17 protein-coding genes are annotated in these 17,951 nt (G+C 43.1%); 10 read left to right on the top strand and 7 right to left on the bottom strand.

The features are described 5' to 3' along the window. Window positions 1-234: 234 nt before the first annotated feature. The 4 genes from rseP to argF all read left to right on the top strand — a co-directional run bounded on the left by rseP (window position 235) and on the right by argF (window position 4,448). A complete protein-coding gene (rseP, locus tag CDC37_RS01830) occupies window positions 235-1,299 on the top strand; it encodes an RIP metalloprotease RseP (protein ID WP_096620219.1) in 1,065 nt (354 codons plus the stop codon). Window positions 1,300-1,716: 417 nt separating this feature from the next. Further along, window positions 1,717-2,376, top strand: a complete 660-nt coding sequence (gene nth / locus CDC37_RS01835; RefSeq protein ID WP_096620220.1) for an endonuclease III — start codon at window positions 1,717-1,719, stop codon at window positions 2,374-2,376. Between the two features lie 127 nt (window positions 2,377-2,503). After that, window positions 2,504-3,052 (top strand): NUDIX hydrolase, encoded by a 549-nt coding sequence (locus CDC37_RS01840; RefSeq protein ID WP_096620221.1) that lies wholly within the window; start codon window positions 2,504-2,506, stop codon window positions 3,050-3,052. Between the two features lie 475 nt (window positions 3,053-3,527). Then, window positions 3,528-4,448: an ornithine carbamoyltransferase gene (gene argF, locus CDC37_RS01845; protein ID WP_096620222.1), complete on the top strand. Its 921-nt coding sequence runs from the start codon at window positions 3,528-3,530 to the stop codon at window positions 4,446-4,448. Window positions 4,449-4,927: 479 nt separating this feature from the next. Here argF and CDC37_RS01850 read toward each other — a convergent pair whose 3' ends face one another. Continuing rightward, entirely contained in the window at window positions 4,928-5,602 is a 675-nt protein-coding gene (locus CDC37_RS01850; RefSeq protein WP_096620223.1) for a riboflavin synthase, read from the bottom strand. A gap of 391 nt (window positions 5,603-5,993) precedes the next feature. Here CDC37_RS01850 and CDC37_RS01860 point away from each other — a divergent pair, with 391 nt between their 5' ends. Together CDC37_RS01860 and CDC37_RS01865 are read left to right on the top strand one after the other, a co-directional pair. Then, window positions 5,994-6,491, top strand: coding sequence for a bifunctional nuclease family protein (locus CDC37_RS01860; protein WP_096620225.1), 498 nt, complete (start codon window positions 5,994-5,996; stop codon window positions 6,489-6,491). 250 nt (window positions 6,492-6,741) lie between these two features. Then, window positions 6,742-7,878, top strand: coding sequence for an aldo/keto reductase (locus tag CDC37_RS01865; RefSeq protein ID WP_096620226.1), 1,137 nt, complete (start codon window positions 6,742-6,744; stop codon window positions 7,876-7,878). On the opposite strand, the gene CDC37_RS01870 is transcribed toward CDC37_RS01865, so the two are convergent. Then, window positions 7,870-9,987, bottom strand: coding sequence for a DNA phosphorothioation-associated putative methyltransferase (locus CDC37_RS01870; protein ID WP_096620227.1), 2,118 nt, complete (start codon window positions 9,985-9,987; stop codon window positions 7,870-7,872). The two genes, CDC37_RS01865 and CDC37_RS01870, sit on opposite strands and share 9 nt — an antisense overlap. A 390-nt stretch (window positions 9,988-10,377) precedes the next feature. Here CDC37_RS01870 and CDC37_RS01875 point away from each other — a divergent pair, with 390 nt between their 5' ends. After that, on the top strand, window positions 10,378-10,815 hold the full coding sequence (locus CDC37_RS01875; RefSeq protein ID WP_096620228.1) for a peroxiredoxin: 438 nt from the start codon (window positions 10,378-10,380) through the stop codon (window positions 10,813-10,815). 262 nt (window positions 10,816-11,077) lie between these two features. Continuing rightward, the gene (locus CDC37_RS25375) at window positions 11,078-11,200 is read left to right on the top strand and encodes a hypothetical protein (RefSeq protein ID WP_255408881.1); all 123 of its coding nucleotides are present in this window, start codon (window positions 11,078-11,080) and stop codon (window positions 11,198-11,200) included. Between the two features lie 135 nt (window positions 11,201-11,335). Here the strand turns inward: CDC37_RS25375 and CDC37_RS01880 are convergent, their stop codons facing one another. From CDC37_RS01880 to CDC37_RS01895, 4 genes are all read right to left on the bottom strand, one after another. Beyond that, the gene (locus CDC37_RS01880) at window positions 11,336-11,782 is read right to left on the bottom strand and encodes a DUF3368 domain-containing protein (RefSeq protein WP_231943190.1); all 447 of its coding nucleotides are present in this window, start codon (window positions 11,780-11,782) and stop codon (window positions 11,336-11,338) included. A gap of 111 nt (window positions 11,783-11,893) precedes the next feature. Continuing rightward, window positions 11,894-12,418 (bottom strand): signal peptidase II, encoded by a 525-nt coding sequence (lspA, locus tag CDC37_RS01885; protein ID WP_096620230.1) that lies wholly within the window; start codon window positions 12,416-12,418, stop codon window positions 11,894-11,896. Window positions 12,419-12,465: 47 nt separating this feature from the next. After that, a complete protein-coding gene (locus tag CDC37_RS01890) occupies window positions 12,466-13,056 on the bottom strand; it encodes a biotin transporter BioY (protein ID WP_096620231.1) in 591 nt (196 codons plus the stop codon). Window positions 13,057-13,353: 297 nt separating this feature from the next. Next, the gene (locus CDC37_RS01895) at window positions 13,354-14,190 is read right to left on the bottom strand and encodes a tetratricopeptide repeat protein (protein ID WP_096620232.1); all 837 of its coding nucleotides are present in this window, start codon (window positions 14,188-14,190) and stop codon (window positions 13,354-13,356) included. Window positions 14,191-14,613: 423 nt separating this feature from the next. Between CDC37_RS01895 and CDC37_RS01900 the strand changes: the two genes are divergently transcribed. Then, window positions 14,614-15,645 carry a hypothetical protein gene (locus tag CDC37_RS01900; protein ID WP_096620233.1) on the top strand — a complete coding sequence of 344 codons (1,032 nt, stop codon included), beginning with the start codon at window positions 14,614-14,616 and terminating at the stop codon, window positions 15,643-15,645. Window positions 15,646-15,769: 124 nt separating this feature from the next. Here CDC37_RS01900 and CDC37_RS01905 read toward each other — a convergent pair whose 3' ends face one another. Continuing rightward, entirely contained in the window at window positions 15,770-16,384 is a 615-nt protein-coding gene (locus tag CDC37_RS01905) for a tetratricopeptide repeat protein (protein ID WP_096620234.1), read from the bottom strand. A 95-nt stretch (window positions 16,385-16,479) separates the two neighbouring features. On the opposite strand from CDC37_RS01905, the gene CDC37_RS01910 reads away from it, so the two are divergent. Further along, a complete protein-coding gene (locus CDC37_RS01910) occupies window positions 16,480-17,697 on the top strand; it encodes an ABC transporter permease (RefSeq protein WP_096620235.1) in 1,218 nt (405 codons plus the stop codon). Window positions 17,698-17,951 lie beyond the last annotated feature (254 nt).

The following is a 17,951-nucleotide window of genomic DNA, read 5'->3' on the forward strand; positions in this document are numbered from 1 at the left end:
GATTGAAGGAATTTTTTTTGTTGACTGTCAAGTATCCTTCACAAAATTTAGTTTTAGCTATTGATGTTACAAGTTAGGCTACTCCCGACTCCCGATTCCCTATTTTCACTTCCAAGGAGTAACCCAAGAAAGTTTTGCTGAAAAACACAAATATTGCCCATGTACACCAATTGGCGCTTTACAATTAAAAATATCTAGTTATAGTAGTTTTCTGGTTGAAAAAAAATATATCCTATGTCATTTTTAGCGGCGATCGCAGTTTTAGCTGTTTTAATCCTTGTGCATGAGTTCGGGCATTTTATTGCAGCACGTTCCCAGGGTATTCATGTCAATCGTTTCTCCCTGGGGTTTGGGCCAATTTTGTGGAAATATCAAGGAACGGAAACCGAATACGCAGTTAGGGCTTTTCCCTTAGGTGGTTTTGTCGGCTTTCCCGATGATGACCCCGATAGTCAATTTCCCGCAGATGACCCCAATCTATTGCGTAATCGTCCAATTCTTGACCAGGCGATTGTGATTAGCGCTGGTGTGATTGCTAATTTGATTTTCGCCTACCTGTTACTGGTGTTGCAGTTTGGTGTGGTGGGTATTCCCCAGGAATTTCAGTTTCAACCAGGTGTTGTGGTGCAACCGAGCAGCGAGCAATCAATTGCCTATGTAGCAGGAATTCGCGATCGCGATATCATTTTGGCGGTAAATGACCAGGAAATCCCCGCTTCTGCCAATGCCACAAAAATCCTGACCGAGGCAATTCAAAGTCACCCAAACCAAGAAATCACCCTCAAAATCCAGCGTCAAAATGACCGATTAGTATTGAGAGTCACCCCCCAACCCAACGAACAAGGTAAGGGTGTAATTGGCATCGCCCTAAGTCCCAATGGGGAAAAAATTTATCGTCGGGCAGACGGTATTGGTGAAATTTTGAACACTGCTGCCAACCGCTTTCAACAGATATTCATTGGCACAATTCAAGGCTTCGGACAACTGTTTACCAACTTCCGTGATACCGCAAGCCAAGTTTCTGGTCCGGTGAAAATTGTCAAAATGGGTGCGGACATTGCCAGAAATAATGCCGAAGATTTATTCTTGTTCGCAGCATTAATCAGTGTCAATTTGGCAATTATTAATACCCTGCCCCTCCCAGCCCTTGATGGCGGACAACTTGCATTCCTGTTAATTGAAGGAGTACGCGGTAGACCCCTACCCACCCAAGTTAAAGATGGTGTGATGCAAACAGGTTTAGTCCTGATTTTAGGATTGGGAATTTTTCTGATTGTGAAGGAAACTCTTTTTCCCTAAAAATTAGGGGGTGGGAAGGATTTTCGGGCTTGCGGAAAAAGGTAAAGACGCGATATATCAGGTCTTTATAATCCAATACGCTTGGTGTTAAAGATAACTGTAGGTTGGGTTGAGGCTTTGCATAGACTGTTGATTTTGTGGAAATTTACCCATAAGTTCACATCGCTAAATTTTGAGTCCATCATTTATTTTGGCACTAAAAACTCAGTGTCAATTTAAATTTAATACTTCATCTTCACGTCTCTTTTAAGGATAATTACAAGTTGACAAAACCAATTTAACCTTAACTTGTCACGAATACCTACTCCCTATTCCCTCACCTCACGCCAAGACTTTTCCCCAGACCCTAAAGTCTTTTCGCATTATTAAATTTCTCCTCTGCCCCCATACCCTCCAGTCTCCGACAAATCCATCAAAATGACCCTAACTCGTACACGCAAAAGCTCGTCACAAAAACAAAGGGCACTAGAAATTCTCGTGCGTCTCAAACGTATCTATCCCGATGCAACATGTTCTTTAAACTACTCTACCCCTGTCCAATTACTTGTGGCAACGATTCTTTCCGCCCAGTGTACGGATGAGCGGGTAAATAAAGTGACACCAGAATTATTTGCCCGCTTTCCCGATGCAGTCGCGATCGCCAATGCGGATGTCACAGAAATTGAAGAGTTAATCAAATCAACGGGATTTTACCGCAACAAAGCGAAAAATATTCAAGCTGCTTGTCGTCGGATAGTTACAGACTTTGGGGGAGAGGTTCCCCAACGGATGGATGATTTACTGACTCTAGCGGGTGTGGCGAGGAAAACAGCAAACGTAGTTCTAGCCCATGCCTTTGGTATTAATGCCGGAGTAACGGTGGATACCCATGTGAAACGATTAAGCAACCGTTTAGGCTTTAGCAAACACGAAGACCCGATACGCATCGAACGGGATTTGATGAAATTATTACCACAGGAAGATTGGGAAAACTGGTCAATCAGATTAATTTACCACGGTCGGGCTGTCTGCAAAGCGCGATCGCCCCAATGTGGTATTTGTCAGCTAGCGGATTTATGTCCCTCTGCAGAATTGTAGAATTATTTGCCCATAAATTCCCACTTCGTGAAAAAATATTACCAACTCCCAGCACAAAGCGCCGCAGACATCATCATGGTTTTGCGGTTATATTTGGGCAATTTCAACCCATAATTAAGATTTAAGTATGCCATTAGGTAGAGAATTACCGCAGTTATTAAAGCAACGTCTGTTTTACCAGGGGCGTAAATTTAGCTTTGAAGTTAGCCGTTTGCGTTTACCGAACAAGAATGAAGGTGAGTGGGAATGTGTACGCCATCCGGGTGGAGCCCTTGCTGTGCCGATGACTGCGGATGGAAAATTGATACTTGTGCGTCAGTATCGCTTTGCAGTGGCTGGCAGAATTTTAGAATTTCCAGCGGGAACAGTCGAACAAGGGGAAGAACCTTTAGATACGGTGAAGCGGGAAATTCAAGAGGAAACTGGATATCGTGCCCATAAATGGCAAAAATTAGGCGAATTTCCCCTCGCACCTGGATATTCGGATGAAATTATTTATGCTTTCGTCGCTCAAGATTTAGAAAAATTAGAGCAACCCCCCACCCAAGATGATGACGAGGATATAGAAACGGTATTGATGACACCGGAAGAGTTAGAGAAGGCGATTTTGGAGGGTGAACCTGTGGATGCAAAATCGATTTCCAGTTTTTTCCTCGCACGTCCATTTTTTATCTAGCTGGGAGTAGTAAGTAGTGGGAACAACCACTCCTATCGGTTCTAGTGTATATGCTTCATGATGGCTACTGCCTCTCCATCCAGGGAGTACCAACCGACGACAAATGCTTCCGATTCCCTAGTTTGGCGGGACGGAAACTGATACCTGACAGGAAGCTTTTGGCAGCAGGGTCAGAAAATGTCTCAAAATTTGAGTGAAATGGTATGACACCACCAACTGGGGTTATCTCTGGTGTGTCTACATGTCATTTGGACACAAGCAAACAAGAACCTAGCTCCCCATTCCCTATTTTCCAGTGAGGGATTAGGGAATCGCCTTTTCTCTCTTGAGGATGATGTAGGAAAGTATCAAACTGTAAGTATACTGGCACGATATTGTTTTATGATCGTTTGCGAAATGGTGGTATTTGCAGACTGTTTGATTTGATTGTTTAATTGTTGAATTTGATATATTTGTGATGATTTTAGGGTGTTAAATGGCAGGGTTACAGGGACGAGATTTTCTCAGTTTGGCTGATTTTGATAGCAACGAAGTTGGGCACATTTTATCGATGGCAAGTCAACTCAAGGCGAAAAAATTGAGTTTACGCTGCGATCGCGTTTTGGGATTACTGTTTACTAAGGCTTCTACTCGCACACGGGTAAGTTTTACGGTGGCAATGTATCAACTGGGGGGACAGGTGATTGATTTAAACCCCAATGTCACCCAAGTTAGTCGGGGTGAACCAGTGCAAGATACTGCTAGGGTCTTGGACAGATATCTAGATATTTTGGCGGTGCGAACCTTTGCCCAGCAAGAATTAGAAACCTTCGCCCGTTATGCCAAAATCCCTGTGATTAATGCATTAACGGATTTGGAACACCCTTGTCAGGTTCTAGCGGATTTGATGACTATCCAAGAAAACTTTGGTAATTTAGCTGGTTTGACTTTGACCTATGTGGGTGATGGTAATAATGTGGCTAATTCTTTAATGTTGGGTTGCGCCTTAACGGGGATGAATGTCCGGATTGCGACTCCGAGCGGTTACGAACCAAACGCCGCTATTATTGAGCAAGCCAGAAATTTAGCTGCTGGTAAAAGTGAGGTGATATTTACCCATGACCCTCAAGCCGCAGCAAAGGATGCCCATGTTCTATATACGGATGTCTGGGCTAGTATGGGACAGGAACAGGAAGCAGAGAATCGAATGCCTGTTTTTCAACCCTATCAAATTAACGATGAGTTAATTGATTTGGCTGATAATGAGGCAATTGTATTGCACTGTTTACCTGCTCACCGTGGTGAAGAAATTACCGATGCCGCAATGGAAGGAAGCCATTCCCGTATTTGGGATCAAGCTGAAAATCGAATGCACGTGCAAAAGGCTTTACTTGCTAGTTTGTTGGGCACTGATTAGGCAATGGGGGAAATACCTGGAGGAGTGACAATCTAGCTTGAAATGTTTATGCAGCAAGGATTATAGAATAGCGTTCGCCCTAACTATAAAACTAAATTCAGAGCCAAGTTCAACGGAAAAATAAGGCTTTTGCCCAAAGCTTATTAATAATAGAATCAATAGAGCCGGAAAATGTAGTTTATCTTTTTTTTTATGGCAAACTGGCTTAAAACTATTGCTGTATCATAGTTTCAGTTGTTTTCGTCACCTCCCCAGGGGAAATACAGAATACGGGAGGGATACAAAATAATTTGCGTATCTTTACACGCTCAACAAGTGAGTTTTTGGTTAAGATGGTTAATAGGTATGCAAGGCTGAAAAACCTGGCATTTTTAATTTTTTAGGTCTTGTGAAAGGTGGAGGAATAGTTGGGTTAAAACTATTCCCTGTAGACGCGACATGTCCGTCTCTACTTTCCCTGCATCCCCTACATCCCCCGTTCACAAGTAACCGTTTTCACTCAAAAAAGCCGGGGTGATGAATTCCTGGGTCGGAACACAATACTGGGAATCTTTTGTTGCTAATCTAGTAAATTTTTCTACGTATTTACCGATGATATCCCCTTCTAGATTAACTGGGCTACCGGGGGTAAGGTATCTAAGATTAGTTTCAGTGTAGGTGATGGGAATGACGGCGACGGTAAATTGATTTTGTTCCGGTTGATAGTCGGCAATGGTCAGACTGATACCGTTAATGGCAATACTACCTTTGGGTACTAAATATCGAGCGATCGCATCAGGAGCAGTAAAGGTCATTTCCCAGGAGCTTGCCGTTTGTAATGTTGCTACTAACTGCCCAACTCCGTCCACATGTCCCATGACAAAATGTCCACCAACTTTGCTCCCAACCCGTAATGATGTCTCTAAATTCACGTAGTGACTATCGTTGACATCCACTAAAATTGTCTTTCGTAAGGTTTCTGGAGAAGCAGTGACAATAAAACCATCCTGAAGTATATCTTCCACCGTTAAACATACTCCATCCACCGCCACACTATCCCCATGAGCTAAATCCTGCATAATCGCGGAAATATCGCCTCCAACACAATTTATCTGCCACTTATCACCACCTAATGGCTTAATCCTTCCTAAAGCTTGAATTAATCCCGTAAACATAATTTTTCTCCTCCCAAACTCTCTTTTTTACTATTTTGTGCGAAAAAATTATTTATAATTTCAAAGCTACCTTGATTCGAGCAGATTAAAATCGTAGTCATAATTAGCGATTTTGAATTGTCAAGCCGAAAATACCAGTATAAATATTTACCTGTTTTTGTATAGGGAATCAATGCATTCATCCTCAATTCGAGGCATACTTGAATTAGTGATGTTATTGTCAAAGCCAACTTCTGAGATTTACTCTGGAATTCCCATTTATTTGGGAGTTTAATAGAAGCAACAATCATAGAATTATGACTTATGCTTGTATCAGCCTTGGTCATGCCCAGTCAAGGGTATAGTTCATTACACACTCCCTTAGCGCTCAAAGGAAATAGAGGCTTCGCCAATGATTGAAATGAGAGTCGCTGGCATAGCATTAGATGCCATAACCCGCAGTCCGATTGTATTGTTGAAGGACGCTTCCGAACGTCGCGCACTGCCAATATATATCGGTCAAGAGCAGGCACGAGCAATATTGGGAGCATTGGAAAATCAAAAACCTCCCCGTCCACTGACCCATGATTTGATGGTAAATGTGTTTGAGTCGTGGAATATGACCTTAGAAAAAGTGATTATCCATTCATTACAGAAGGATACATTTTATGCGGCCCTAATTTTAAGTCAAGGCGAAATTAAGAAAGAAATCGATGCTCGACCTTCCGATGCGATCGCGATCGCCTTGAGGGTTAACGCTCCCATTTGGGTGATGGAGGAGGTCATCGCTGATGCTTCGATTCCCGTCGATCGGGATGCAGATGAGGCAGAACAGGAGGCTTTTCGAGAGTTTGTCTCGAATTTACGCCCAGAGGACTTGATTAAGCGGTTTGGTAGTAGTAACAGTTAGGTAGTGGGGAGTAGGGAATGAGGAAGTGGGGGAGATAGGATATTAATAGGATATTAATATATCTCCAGTACTTTAGTAATATTTAAGATCAGTTTGGATTAAGGCTATTTCGTAATGCTTTTCACGAAATAATCAGACCTATAGCCAACGATAGAATCAGCATTTCAGTTGATATCGAGATCAGGTTACTATTAACCATTTCCCCATTTCCCTCTTGTATTCTGTTTCCGACCTTTCCCCTTTCCTGTAAATGCACTACCGACGCTTTGGTAAGACCAATCTTCAACTTTCAGTATTTTCCCTGGGGACAATGCGTTATTTAGCTTCCCAGGAAAATGCGGTGGAAACGATTCAAGCGGCTGTGAGGTTAGGAATTAATCATATTGAAACAGCCAGGGGTTATGGTCGCAGCGAGGAGTATCTGGGTGCGGCTTTGACTGGGGGATTGGGAGTCGAGCGATCGCGGTTACATATTACGACTAAAATTTCCCCGACGATGGATGGGGACTCAATGGGTCGCTATATCGACGAATCTTTACAGCGTCTGCAATTAGATTATATCGATTGTTTGGCAATCCACGGTTTGAATACTTTTGAGCATCTGGATTTAGTACTGGCGAAAAATGGTTGTCTGCAGGCTGTAGGGAAAGCCCTTGAGGACAAACGCATTCACCATCTTGGTTTTTCCAGCCACGGTTCCCAAGAATTAATTCAAGCTGCCATCACCACAGATTTGTTTGAATTTGTCAGCCTTCACTACTATTATTTTTTCCAGCGTCACGCTCCCATCATTCACCTTGCAAGCACCAAAGATATGGGGATATTTATTATTTCCCCAGCCGATAAAGGTGGTAAGTTATATCAACCATCCCCAGAACTAGAGAAATTAACCCAACCCTTTCAACCTTTAGAATTAACCTATCGTTTTTTATTAAGTGACCAACGTATTACCACTTTAAGTTTAGGTGCCAGTAATCCCGCAGAACTAATTAGACCCCTGCAAATGGCAGAGCAAACCCAGGAATTATCACCACAAGAAATAGCTATTTTGCAAAAATTAGCACAACACCAAAAACAGGTTTTAGGGACAGAGCAATGTAGCCAATGCTATAAATGTTTACCATGTCCAGAAAATATCCATATCCCCGAAGTCCTCAGATTAAGAAATCTAGCGGTTGCCTACCACATGACCGACTACGGACAATATCGTTATGGCATGTTTGAAAATGCTGGACATTGGTTTCCCGGAATGAAAGCCAATCGTTGTACTGAATGCGGCGAATGTTTGCCTCGCTGTCCGGAAAACCTAAATATACCCAAATTACTTGCAGATACCCACAACCGTCTACAAGGACGCACAGGACGTAGATTATGGCAATCAATCTAACTGCTGCCGACGTTGACGTACCTGGGAACGTAAAACCTTCAATCGATAGGGGTCTGTGTCTGGACGGCGTGACAACTGATAACCGCGAAGAGTTGCACAATTATCAGCCAAACACTTTAACCATCCTGAACGGTACTTAATCTGTCGTTCATCATCCAATAATCCCCAATCTTGTTCCTGACGAGTCAGGCGAGCAAACTTTTCGTAGAGAGGATACTCCCTAGTCACCAAACTCTCCTTCTGATGCAACACAGGCGGATCATCTGAATCATAATCTCGATAACTGACATGTAAATCCTGTAAATCTATGGTCATCTTTGTTAGCAGGGCTGGATGGGGGTCAGTATCAAAATCAGGGTAATATAAATAGGAAATTTTTGGACTTTGGGTGTGGATTTGAATCACATTCGCTTCCTGCATCCGGCCAATGGTACGACTAGCACACCCCTCATACAACCGCAATAACGGATCGAGATGCTCCAAAGCCGAAATATGTACTAAAAGGGAATTGGCAGACTTTTTCCCGATCGGACTTTGCTGACAGCACTGGGCAATACTAGCTAAATCCCCCACACTGTACAACATTCCCTCCGCCTCTAGACAGGCTTGCTTATAACTACCAAACAGGACTTTAATATCCATCTGCACCGAAGGAGCCAAATCCTTCAACTTGGGAATTCCGTCAAAATGGGACAAAGCCAAATACACCATCATATCCTGCCGACGTTTACGGGCGATCGCCTCCCATTCTTCTGGGTCTGTTGCCTGTAAAATCACATCATAGGCTCGTTTGATGGAGATAAATTCCGCACAAATTTCTGCTGCTTCTGGTAATTCCTCCTTTTTGGGTAAACGTCCCCGTTCCGTGACAAACTCCATCAACGGTGTCAGTAATTTTCGATAATTTTCAAACCGCTTCAGTTTGACTCTGATCCGAGGAGTTGTCATTCGTGAACGGAAACGGGAAGCTCGGAAACTTTGAGCTTGGATTTCATCTCGAAATACAAAGTAAATCCCTAAACCCCCAGGAATTGCATCCACACCCAGAACCTGATCAATATAGGCTTTTAATTCCTGGGGTTCAAAATACTTTTGAAAGGTATTGCGAGCTGTGACAATTCCATCACCATAGGCAATTGTCCCCTTACCACGGCGATCGCCCTCATCTAAACTAACTTGGGCAGATACAATTAACACTTTTTCGGCTAATTTCCAAGCATTAATTAAGGCTTGACGACGCTCACTCGGATCTTCAATCACGTTAATTACATAACCCAAATTGACGATGTCCGCCGGTACTTGGGGAGAACCCGGCGCATAGTAAGGGTCCCAACCGGAACTGGTAAAACCTTTTTGACGGATACGGGCAACATCACCCCCGTGACCACACCCATAATCAAAAAAGGTAGTATCGGGGGTAAAGAATCCTGCCTCTAGGGCTGTACGCACCGGACGGGATAGGTCATGGCGAATAATGGCGGCTTTGTGGCGTTCAATTTGTCTGGTGTTTGCCAGGGGGATTTCGTGCTGAATTACGTGATGACCGTGGATTTCCACATGCCTGGCTCTGAGGCGTTCTTCCCAACCCTTCCGTGTGCCGATGGTGTTAGCCTTTTTTAATAGCCCTAAAGCTTCTTCAGTTTGGGTGAGGTGGGCAAATTGTTGATATAACGGGTAGGTGGAGCTAACAAAAGTTTCCTTACGGTGGAGAATCGGCGGATTGGTGGAGGTGCTATAGTCCCGGTAGGACACCATGAAGGTGATTAAATCTACTTGGATGCTTGCTTTTAAGGCTGGATGGGGGTCTGTGTCAAAACTGGGATAGAACAGGTAGGAGATTTTTGGCTCCATTACCGAAAATTTTACTAAAGTGGCACCATGGGCTTGGGGTACAACTTTTCTGGCACTACCTTCGTATTCCTGCAATTTGGGAGGAAGCTCAGATAAGGCCGAAACATGGACATAAAAAGCTTCAGGCAACTTCTTTCCCACACAACTATCTTGAATTGCGATCGCAATCTCATTCATCTGAGGCAATACTGGATCTTGAAGATACTGTTGGTGTTCTGACAAAGTTGGGGTATGGGGAAAAATCGATAGGCTTTTCATCTGTCCTGGTGTACCCAATCTGTTTGATTCTGAAAATGAGGAGTGTGCAGAGTTTAATAATGGAGAATTATTAGGACTTAACCGGTGTCGATATTTTTCCCATCTTATTGCCGTTCTGCACCACTTTGATTGCATTGGAGCAAGTGAGCGGTAAGCATTGAGTAGCAGGTTGATTTTCCCACTAATCTTTACTTCCCTGGAGACGACCTACCGGGTCGTGTTTACTCGCCAATCCCTAAAATGTTCAGGGATTTATGAGGAATTTGGGTGTGAATATATTATGGTTGCCAAAGTACATTTTTATCTTAATAGTATTGGTTAACCTCCAGTTGTAAATTATTGTAAAATCACGACTGTATAGTGAACATCAACAAACAGGGAAAGTAAGTTATGGCTTTAGCAGTAGGTTCGGATGCACCTGCATTTACCGTCAAGGATACAAATGGCAACACCGTTTCCCTATCTGATTTTGCTGGCAAAACGGTAGTTTTATATTTTTATCCCAAGGATGATACTCCTGGATGTACCAAACAAGCTTGTAGTTTTCGAGATGCCCAACCTGATTACCAGAGTAAAGATGTGGTTGTGTTAGGGGTAAGTGCGGATGATGAAGCTTCCCACCAGGCTTTTACCCAAAAGTATAATTTGAATTTTCCCCTGTTAGCTGACACTGAGCAACAACTCATCAAAGCCTATGATGTTGATGGTGGTGGTTATGCCAAACGTGTCACCTATGTGATTGGTCCTGATGGAAAAATTATCCATGTGGATGCCAGTGTGAACACCACAACCCATGCAACCGATGTTTTACAAGCTTTAGGATTATGATCGGTTTTTATTGATTCTAGTTTCACTCAAAAGACGTAGCAGTACTACGTCTTTTGGGTTTTGTATTTAGGGTTTGCGGAAAAATAGTTAAGAGGCGATATATCGCCTCTTTGTATCCTGTAAGTTTTGAAGGGTATTTGATTCGCAAAAAGATGTGTCGGAATAGGCGTATATAATTCAAAAAGCCTCCCATCTGTTATTTTGTGTAGCCAAGCAAAAGTGGAATTTTGGGGTTAAAACTATTTCCTGTACAGACGACCCGATGAGTTGTCCCTACTCCCGACACCCTACCCTCACACTTCAGACTTTTTCCGCAGACCCTAATTATATTTTGGTGCGAATGCGCGATCGCAAATTTTGGAAAGCCGATTGTTACTGCTTGTAAGTGTACATCGAGAATCTTTGGGCAATAGCAATTACAAAGCTGTTAGCTGGGTTTATATCCCTTAGCTTTATTTTCCCTGGGGATACTTGGATTTGCGATCACAGATGAAAATTCCTGTGAGATAAATCTCATAACTCAATCTGCTGTCTTCAAAACATCTGCACAAAGTTGGCTGCTGACTCGAAAATGGGCTTGACTGATTAAATCGTCCATTATGGGTTTAACTGCCTCAATTAAATTTTGGCCTTTTGCCAACAGCAAAATTCCCAGAATACCAGCGATCTTAATATCTAAATCTTTTGCGGCTTGTCTACCTAACCGCTCGTCAATTAACAATCGGCTGGCTCCGACTTCAACAGCAAGTGCGATCGCTTCCGCCTCACCAATATTAACGCGAGTCCTTAACTCAGCAACCAATTGTTGATTTTGTACTGAATGAACTTCCAGCCAAGTTGCTGATTGAACTGCCATCATCACAGTTTCCCCTGCCCTCTCATCCAATAATTCTTCATGCACTGCGTAGGGGATCAGAACTGTGCCATAAATTTTTTGGATTAGACTTAATTGTCCAACTTTTGCCAAATTTGAAATTGGTAAGGTAAATAATAAGTATTAAATTTACCTTTTTACTGAGTTTTCCGCGCCAGAATATAATATTTTCAACAGCGTATTTGTAATGGATCAAAAGCAGGGTTAGGATGATTGTCGAGGTGGTAAGGTGGGTCGGCGAAAACTGTTGAGAATGAGGTAAAGCAGACCGATATTGATAAATACATCCGCTAAATTAAAGACAGGAAAATTAATTAACTTGAAGGTGAAGCTATTTTTGTCAAAGATGGGGAAGAGAATAAACGGGAAATCGAGAAAATCTACCACATAACCAAGGATAAACCGGTCAATGCCATTACCGAGGGCACCACTTAAAATCAAACCATAACCAATTCTTTCCCATTTATTTAAGCCAGAATAAAACAAACCGAGTAAAATTAACCCTAAACTTACAGCTAAAGAGAGCCAACGCAATAAACCGACCTGACCTGTAAATAAACTAAAGGCAGCACCAGTATTGCGAACATAGGTAAAGTGGAATAGGTTAGGAATGATAGGAAAAGTTTCCCCTAAATTCATTGTTTGGGTGACTATATACTTGGTAATCTGGTCTACAACAAAGCCAATAATTGCCACAATCCAGAATTGACGGTTTTTTTGAATATGCATGGATCAAGGGGAAACAGAGGGAATAACTGCGAAAGGTTGCTCGATTACTAGTAAAACATTAAATGTCGTAAAACAAACGCAATTAAGGTGACAGCACAGGCGATCGCCAACTGTCCTGGTAGGGGAGACCAGGAATACTTGAGGATTTCTTGCCACAGTAAAGAAAAGGTTTGTACCCCTTTCCATTGGAGGAAATAGCCCAAAATCAGGTAAATAATGCCGCACAGATGGATCGTAAATATCCCGCAAACACAACTAAAGGAAAGTGTTTCTAAGCGAGGACGGGTGCGGAATGCCAAATAACCACAAATCCAAGCACCGGGGATAAATCCTAAAATATAGCCGAATTGGGTGAGCTTGAGATAACCGATACCTCCTCCCTGGGAAAAAACAGGTAATAGGGTCAACCCCATGACCACGTAGGCAATTTGGGAAAGCACTCCAGCATTTTGTCCCCCTAGACAACCAACTAGTAGGACTCCGGCAATTTGATAGGAAACACCCAAGGGGAAAGGGTGAATTCCCTGTTGACCCCAAATCCAAGGGAAACTCGTAAAATATGCTTCCAGATAAGTTCCTCCGATAGTCAGGAGTAAACCAATCATTGACCAAAGTAGTTGATTGGAGGCTGCAATCATTTAAATGTTAAATGTTTTTCGATTGTTTGAATACAAGTATATCTAGTACTTGACAAACGCCAAAATAGCCAGTGGTCGTACTGTTTTACTTCAGAGTTGATACCTAAAGAGGAGCTTTTGGGAGCAAGGGAAGAAAATGGATCAAAACTTGTGTTTAGTGAAATGGTATTTGGAGACTAGTACTCGACCAAATCAATAATACTGGGTCGAGGTAGGTCAGGGAAGCTTTTGGATGCAGGGGGACAAAAGAAATGCATCCTTTTACCATGAACTAGACAAAGTTGGTGTGGCAGAGTACTAGGGGGTAGTAGTCGGAGATGGGGTGGATGTGGCAGTTTTGTTGATTTCGTCTTTAAACTGGGCTGGAGCTAGGGCTGCGGCGTTGCTAAATAGGGGTTTAGCTTCTTCAATTTTACCTTGTTCTTTGAGGACTAAAGCTTTAGCCCAGAGGGGACGGAAATCCTTTGGGTCGTCTTTAGCAGCTTGGTCGTAAATTTCAAAAGCTTTTTCGTAACGTTTTTGGCTGGCATGGACATTGCCGAGCAACACTTGCACACCAACAGTATCGATGCTACCAGGTTGGATTTTATTGGCTTGGGGTGCTTTACCTAAAGTATCCTGTAGGATGCCAATCGCAGCTTCTGGTCGCTGTTGATTGAGTTGGAGTGTAACCATAGACTGTAAAGCATCCATATCGCCTGGTTTAGTTTCTAAAACCGTGCGTAGGATTTTGGCAGCTTCTTCGCGATCGCCGATTTTTTCCTTGGCTTGTGCCAATAATACGGCATACTTCACTTGATTGGGGTTAACCTTCACCAACCTTTCCAAAGGCATAATCACATCATTGACACTACCTTGATTCAGACTAAGTAACCTTAACCGAGCTTCCAACAAACCCTTGAGTACATTTTCATTATCCGGTTCCCGTTGGAGTACTAACTCATAGCCACGAGCCTCATCTTTGAGTTTGGCGATCGCATCATCGGCAGCTTTACCATTTGCCTGGGCACTGCCACCGTCAGCACTAGATTCCATGAAATTAGTTATCATGGGAAGTGCTGAGACTGCCATGAACGCCAGAATTGAAAACACGAGCAAAACTTTAACTATCCAGCTATTGCGCGATTGAGACACAAAATCTTCCTCAACTGTAATTAGATTATGGTGGACAAAAATCGGAAAAATTAAAAATTTGAAAAACTTTGCGGAATACCGTGAAATGACTGTGAACTTTATAACAAATAGTCGTCTCCGTCGCCAAAGCGCGTAAAAAACTGAGGAGGAACCGTCAGAATTGTAACTGTGGTATGCTTCCGAAACTAGTATAAAAGCGCTAAATTACACATTTAGTGTTTAGATTGTAAAGTCCCAACTAAATTCTTGGGGAAGAATCTTCCTAAATGGGAATATATAGTATTGGGTATTTGCAATTACAATTGGACACTTATGAGAGTGGCGATTGGAAAAAAGTATACTTTAACCAGCCGCACAAACGCTCTTTCCAGTTTCCCTGATTAAATCCCACAATGGGATCTGTCTCCGCCGCAAGGAGTGTTTATGAATTCCGACCTGATGCCGTCGCCAGAACCATCAAATCAAACAAATCTCAGTTCATCTGAAACTAGCACCGAAGCTACTAATCCCGTTGCTGCTGACCAAACCGAAACTACGTCAGTTGACAATGATGCTGCTCAACCGGAAACGCGATCGCCCGATACACCCGAAACAGAAAGCGACCACATTTCCAGCGAAGAATTGGCTGCCAATCGGAACCAACCGATTCCACCGCCAAGCGAACCGATGCAGTATCGTGCCATTGGGCTAGTCCGAGGTCGTTACGTCGCCAGTAGCGAGCAATTTACCCAAGGTTCGTTACACACCCCCGATGGTGTCGAACTCAGCGCCGTCCTCCTAGGACGAATCATGAGTCTAGTGAAAAATCATCTTGATTTAGACAAAGACCACCTCTGGGTCGTTTATCCACGTACCCGCCAAGAAAATGATGAACTCCATCTGCAAATTGTTGGGGTATGGGAACCAGAAAATCTGGCCAAACCCTCTGACAACCAAAAGGAATTAGCAACTAATTCCTCCACAACGGAGCCTAGTAGTAGCGAAATCATTCCCTCCACAGAAGTTCCCGATGGTGGATTTTCCGTCCGAGGAGAAGTCGTCTATCAAGCTAATGATGCTAACAACCTAGTCATCAAAATCAAACAAGCACCGCGCAAATCAACCGATAAGCCCAAATATTTTAAACTCAAACTCAAGGGCAAATTAGAGGGTAAAGCCGTTGGTAAGTTTTGGGATATCCAAGCCAAGCGCGAACAAACTGGATTGGTAGTCGAAACCGCCGAATTTATCGCCGACTTACCCAAAAAACGCCGTCCCACTTTCAAACAAGGGGGTGGAAAACGTTTTGCCAAAGGATCCGGTGGTCCTCCGAGAAAGCCCTACCGCAGACCACCCGGAGGAGGTGAAACCCCCCGTCCTGTTAAAAGGGGCGATGCACCCTCTGGAAATGCGACTCCCCGTCCTACCCCTCGACCTACTCCTAAACCCATTAAGCGTCCAAAACCAGAAGAATAATGGTTATTTAACTGGATGCCCAGGCTACAGGGCTTCTAGTCTGCTAATAACAGGCTAGAAGCCTGTTATTATGGGGGGTATTACCTAGGCGCAGCTTTGCCGTAGACGATTACGAATTATTTACTCAAACATCCCAACCACGTAATATTTTATGCACTCTTCCCAGATGCCACATATAATCATCAATGGGAAAATCATCAACGGCTTTACTAACATAAAATTTGGCTTTTTCTGGCTGATTGGCAACTTCAAAAAATAAGCCTACATACAAATGACTATAAAATTTTGGGTGTGGAGCAAAAAAATTACCAACCCCTAACACACTATCAATTTGACAATCGCCTGCATAGAAATCATATACCAACTGCATCACCCGGCGTGGATCATTTTTCACAGGTAACAAACTTTTCCTCGCCATCTCAACCCCTTCCAACCTCGCCACACATAGGTAACGCCAAACAGTTTCTTCCACATCTTGAGAATTCACTTGCAAGTCAACTTCAAACTGCCTTGCACCTTCCTCAAACCGATTAGCATAGTAGTAGGATAATCCCCGTTGCCACAAATAGGGTGTAATACTTGCATCTAGTTCTTCCGCTCGGTCAAAATCAGCAATTGATGCGGCAATATTCGCCAATTTGAACTGTACCATCCCCCGCAACACGTAGTTTCGAGGATTATTGGGATTGTGAGCGATCGCCTGATGATAACGGTTTAATTCTTGCTGGAGTAAATTCATTGCCGGGTGAGAATGTGAGAAATCTCCTATCATGAACTTATATACGCCAAAATATAGTCCCGAAACAACCTTTTCTTCCCTTTCCCCTAACACCAATGAACATCGCCGAAAGCATGAAAATGGCAGGAAAAACCCTGCTAGCAAATAAACTCCGCAGTTTACTAACCATGTTAGGTATTGTCATCGGTAATGCGTCGGTAATTGCCATGATCGGCATTGGTGAAGCTGGACAAAGATTTGTTGCCAAGGAGTTGGAATCACTCGGACCGAATGTATTGTTTGTAATACCGGGAAATGAGGAAACTCAACGGATTTCCTTTGAAATTCCCAAAAATCTCGTGTTAGCAGATGCCTACGCGATCGCCGAACAGGTTCCCACTGTCAAGGGTGTAGCTCCGGAGTTAAATCGTCGTTTTGTTGTAGTACACCAAAATCGCAGTACCAATTTGAATATTATCGGTACAACACCAGGTTTTTTGACTGTACGAGCTTTTGAAGTCAAGCAGGGACGATTTTTTACCGAAGTGGATATGACCCGCAATAATCAGGTCGTAGTCCTAGGTGCGGATACAGCAGAAAAATTATTTGGTAATACCAATCCAGTTGGCAAACAACTGCGAATCAAGGATTCCAGCTTTCAAGTCATTGGTGTACTCGCAGCCAAAGGTTCCAGTGTGGGTGCGGATTACGACAAAGCGGCGATTGTACCTTTAACTACATCTGCCAATCGGTTAATCGGTCGTAACTCCCCCTACGGAATTGCTCTAGACTACCTAGTCGCCTCCGCTGACCGCACGGAAAACGTGGATGCGGCTGTGTTTCAAATTACCAACCTCCTGCGACTACGGCACAAAGTTACCGGAGAAGATGACTTTACAATTCGTACTCAAAAAGACGCAATGCAAACCCTGGGACAAGTCACCGGAGCTTTAACAATTATGTTAGCTGCGATCGCGGGTATTTCCCTGTTTGTCGGCGGTATTGGGATTATGAATATCATGTTAGTTTCGGTGACGGAACGCACCCAAGAAATTGGTTTACGCAAAGCCATCGGCGCAACCCAACGGGATATCCTCCTACAGTTCATGATTGAAGCGGTAATCGTCTCAGCTGTCGGAGGAGTGATTGGTGTTGCTATTGGAGTATCGGGAATTTACTTGGTAGCTTTACTTACTCCTTTGGAGGCAGCAATCTCCGTGTCCGCAATTACTACTGCGGTGGGTGTATCTGGAGCAATTGGTTTATTTTTCGGTGTTTTTCCAGCCCGTCGTGCTGCAAAATTAGACCCCATTGTCGCTTTAAGAACGGCTTAGTGGTCTGTGTGATTAATTTTGATGAGTAAAGAATGGAACGTAGTGGTCTGTCAACTTTATTTTGATCGATTGAAAATTTAGCGATCGCATCCTTCAAAATCATGTTTATTCATCCAGATTTTGACAAGATTTTGAGCATTATTACTTATTGACAAAAGAGCAATGAGCTTAATTTGTTAGCAATGAGGATAGACCATTAGTATACTTCAGGGTCTGCGGAAAAAATCCTAGGAGTGAGAGTAGGGAATAGTTGT

Source organism: Calothrix sp. NIES-3974 (assembly GCF_002368395.1).
Classification (GTDB): domain Bacteria; phylum Cyanobacteriota; class Cyanobacteriia; order Cyanobacteriales; family Nostocaceae; genus NIES-3974.

What these genes read in the sequence shown, in the direction of transcription:
- rseP (WP_096620219.1), top strand. Translation starts at nt 235, where the DNA reads ATGTCATTTTTAGCGGCGATCGCAGTTTTAGCTGTTTTAATCCTTGTG.
- nth (WP_096620220.1), top strand. Translation starts at nt 1,717, where the DNA reads ATGACCCTAACTCGTACACGCAAAAGCTCGTCACAAAAACAAAGGGCA.
- CDC37_RS01840 (WP_096620221.1), top strand. Translation starts at nt 2,504, where the DNA reads ATGCCATTAGGTAGAGAATTACCGCAGTTATTAAAGCAACGTCTGTTT.
- argF (WP_096620222.1), top strand. Translation starts at nt 3,528, where the DNA reads ATGGCAGGGTTACAGGGACGAGATTTTCTCAGTTTGGCTGATTTTGAT.
- CDC37_RS01850 (WP_096620223.1), bottom strand. Translation starts at nt 5,602, where the DNA reads ATGTTTACGGGATTAATTCAAGCTTTAGGAAGGATTAAGCCATTAGGT.
- CDC37_RS01860 (WP_096620225.1), top strand. Translation starts at nt 5,994, where the DNA reads ATGATTGAAATGAGAGTCGCTGGCATAGCATTAGATGCCATAACCCGC.
- CDC37_RS01865 (WP_096620226.1), top strand. Translation starts at nt 6,742, where the DNA reads ATGCACTACCGACGCTTTGGTAAGACCAATCTTCAACTTTCAGTATTT.
- CDC37_RS01870 (WP_096620227.1), bottom strand. Translation starts at nt 9,987, where the DNA reads ATGAAAAGCCTATCGATTTTTCCCCATACCCCAACTTTGTCAGAACAC.
- CDC37_RS01875 (WP_096620228.1), top strand. Translation starts at nt 10,378, where the DNA reads ATGGCTTTAGCAGTAGGTTCGGATGCACCTGCATTTACCGTCAAGGAT.
- CDC37_RS25375 (WP_255408881.1), top strand. Translation starts at nt 11,078, where the DNA reads ATGAGTTGTCCCTACTCCCGACACCCTACCCTCACACTTCAGACTTTT.
- lspA (WP_096620230.1), bottom strand. Translation starts at nt 12,418, where the DNA reads ATGCATATTCAAAAAAACCGTCAATTCTGGATTGTGGCAATTATTGGC.
- CDC37_RS01890 (WP_096620231.1), bottom strand. Translation starts at nt 13,056, where the DNA reads ATGATTGCAGCCTCCAATCAACTACTTTGGTCAATGATTGGTTTACTC.
- CDC37_RS01900 (WP_096620233.1), top strand. Translation starts at nt 14,614, where the DNA reads ATGAATTCCGACCTGATGCCGTCGCCAGAACCATCAAATCAAACAAAT.
- CDC37_RS01905 (WP_096620234.1), bottom strand. Translation starts at nt 16,384, where the DNA reads ATGAATTTACTCCAGCAAGAATTAAACCGTTATCATCAGGCGATCGCT.
- CDC37_RS01910 (WP_096620235.1), top strand. Translation starts at nt 16,480, where the DNA reads ATGAACATCGCCGAAAGCATGAAAATGGCAGGAAAAACCCTGCTAGCA.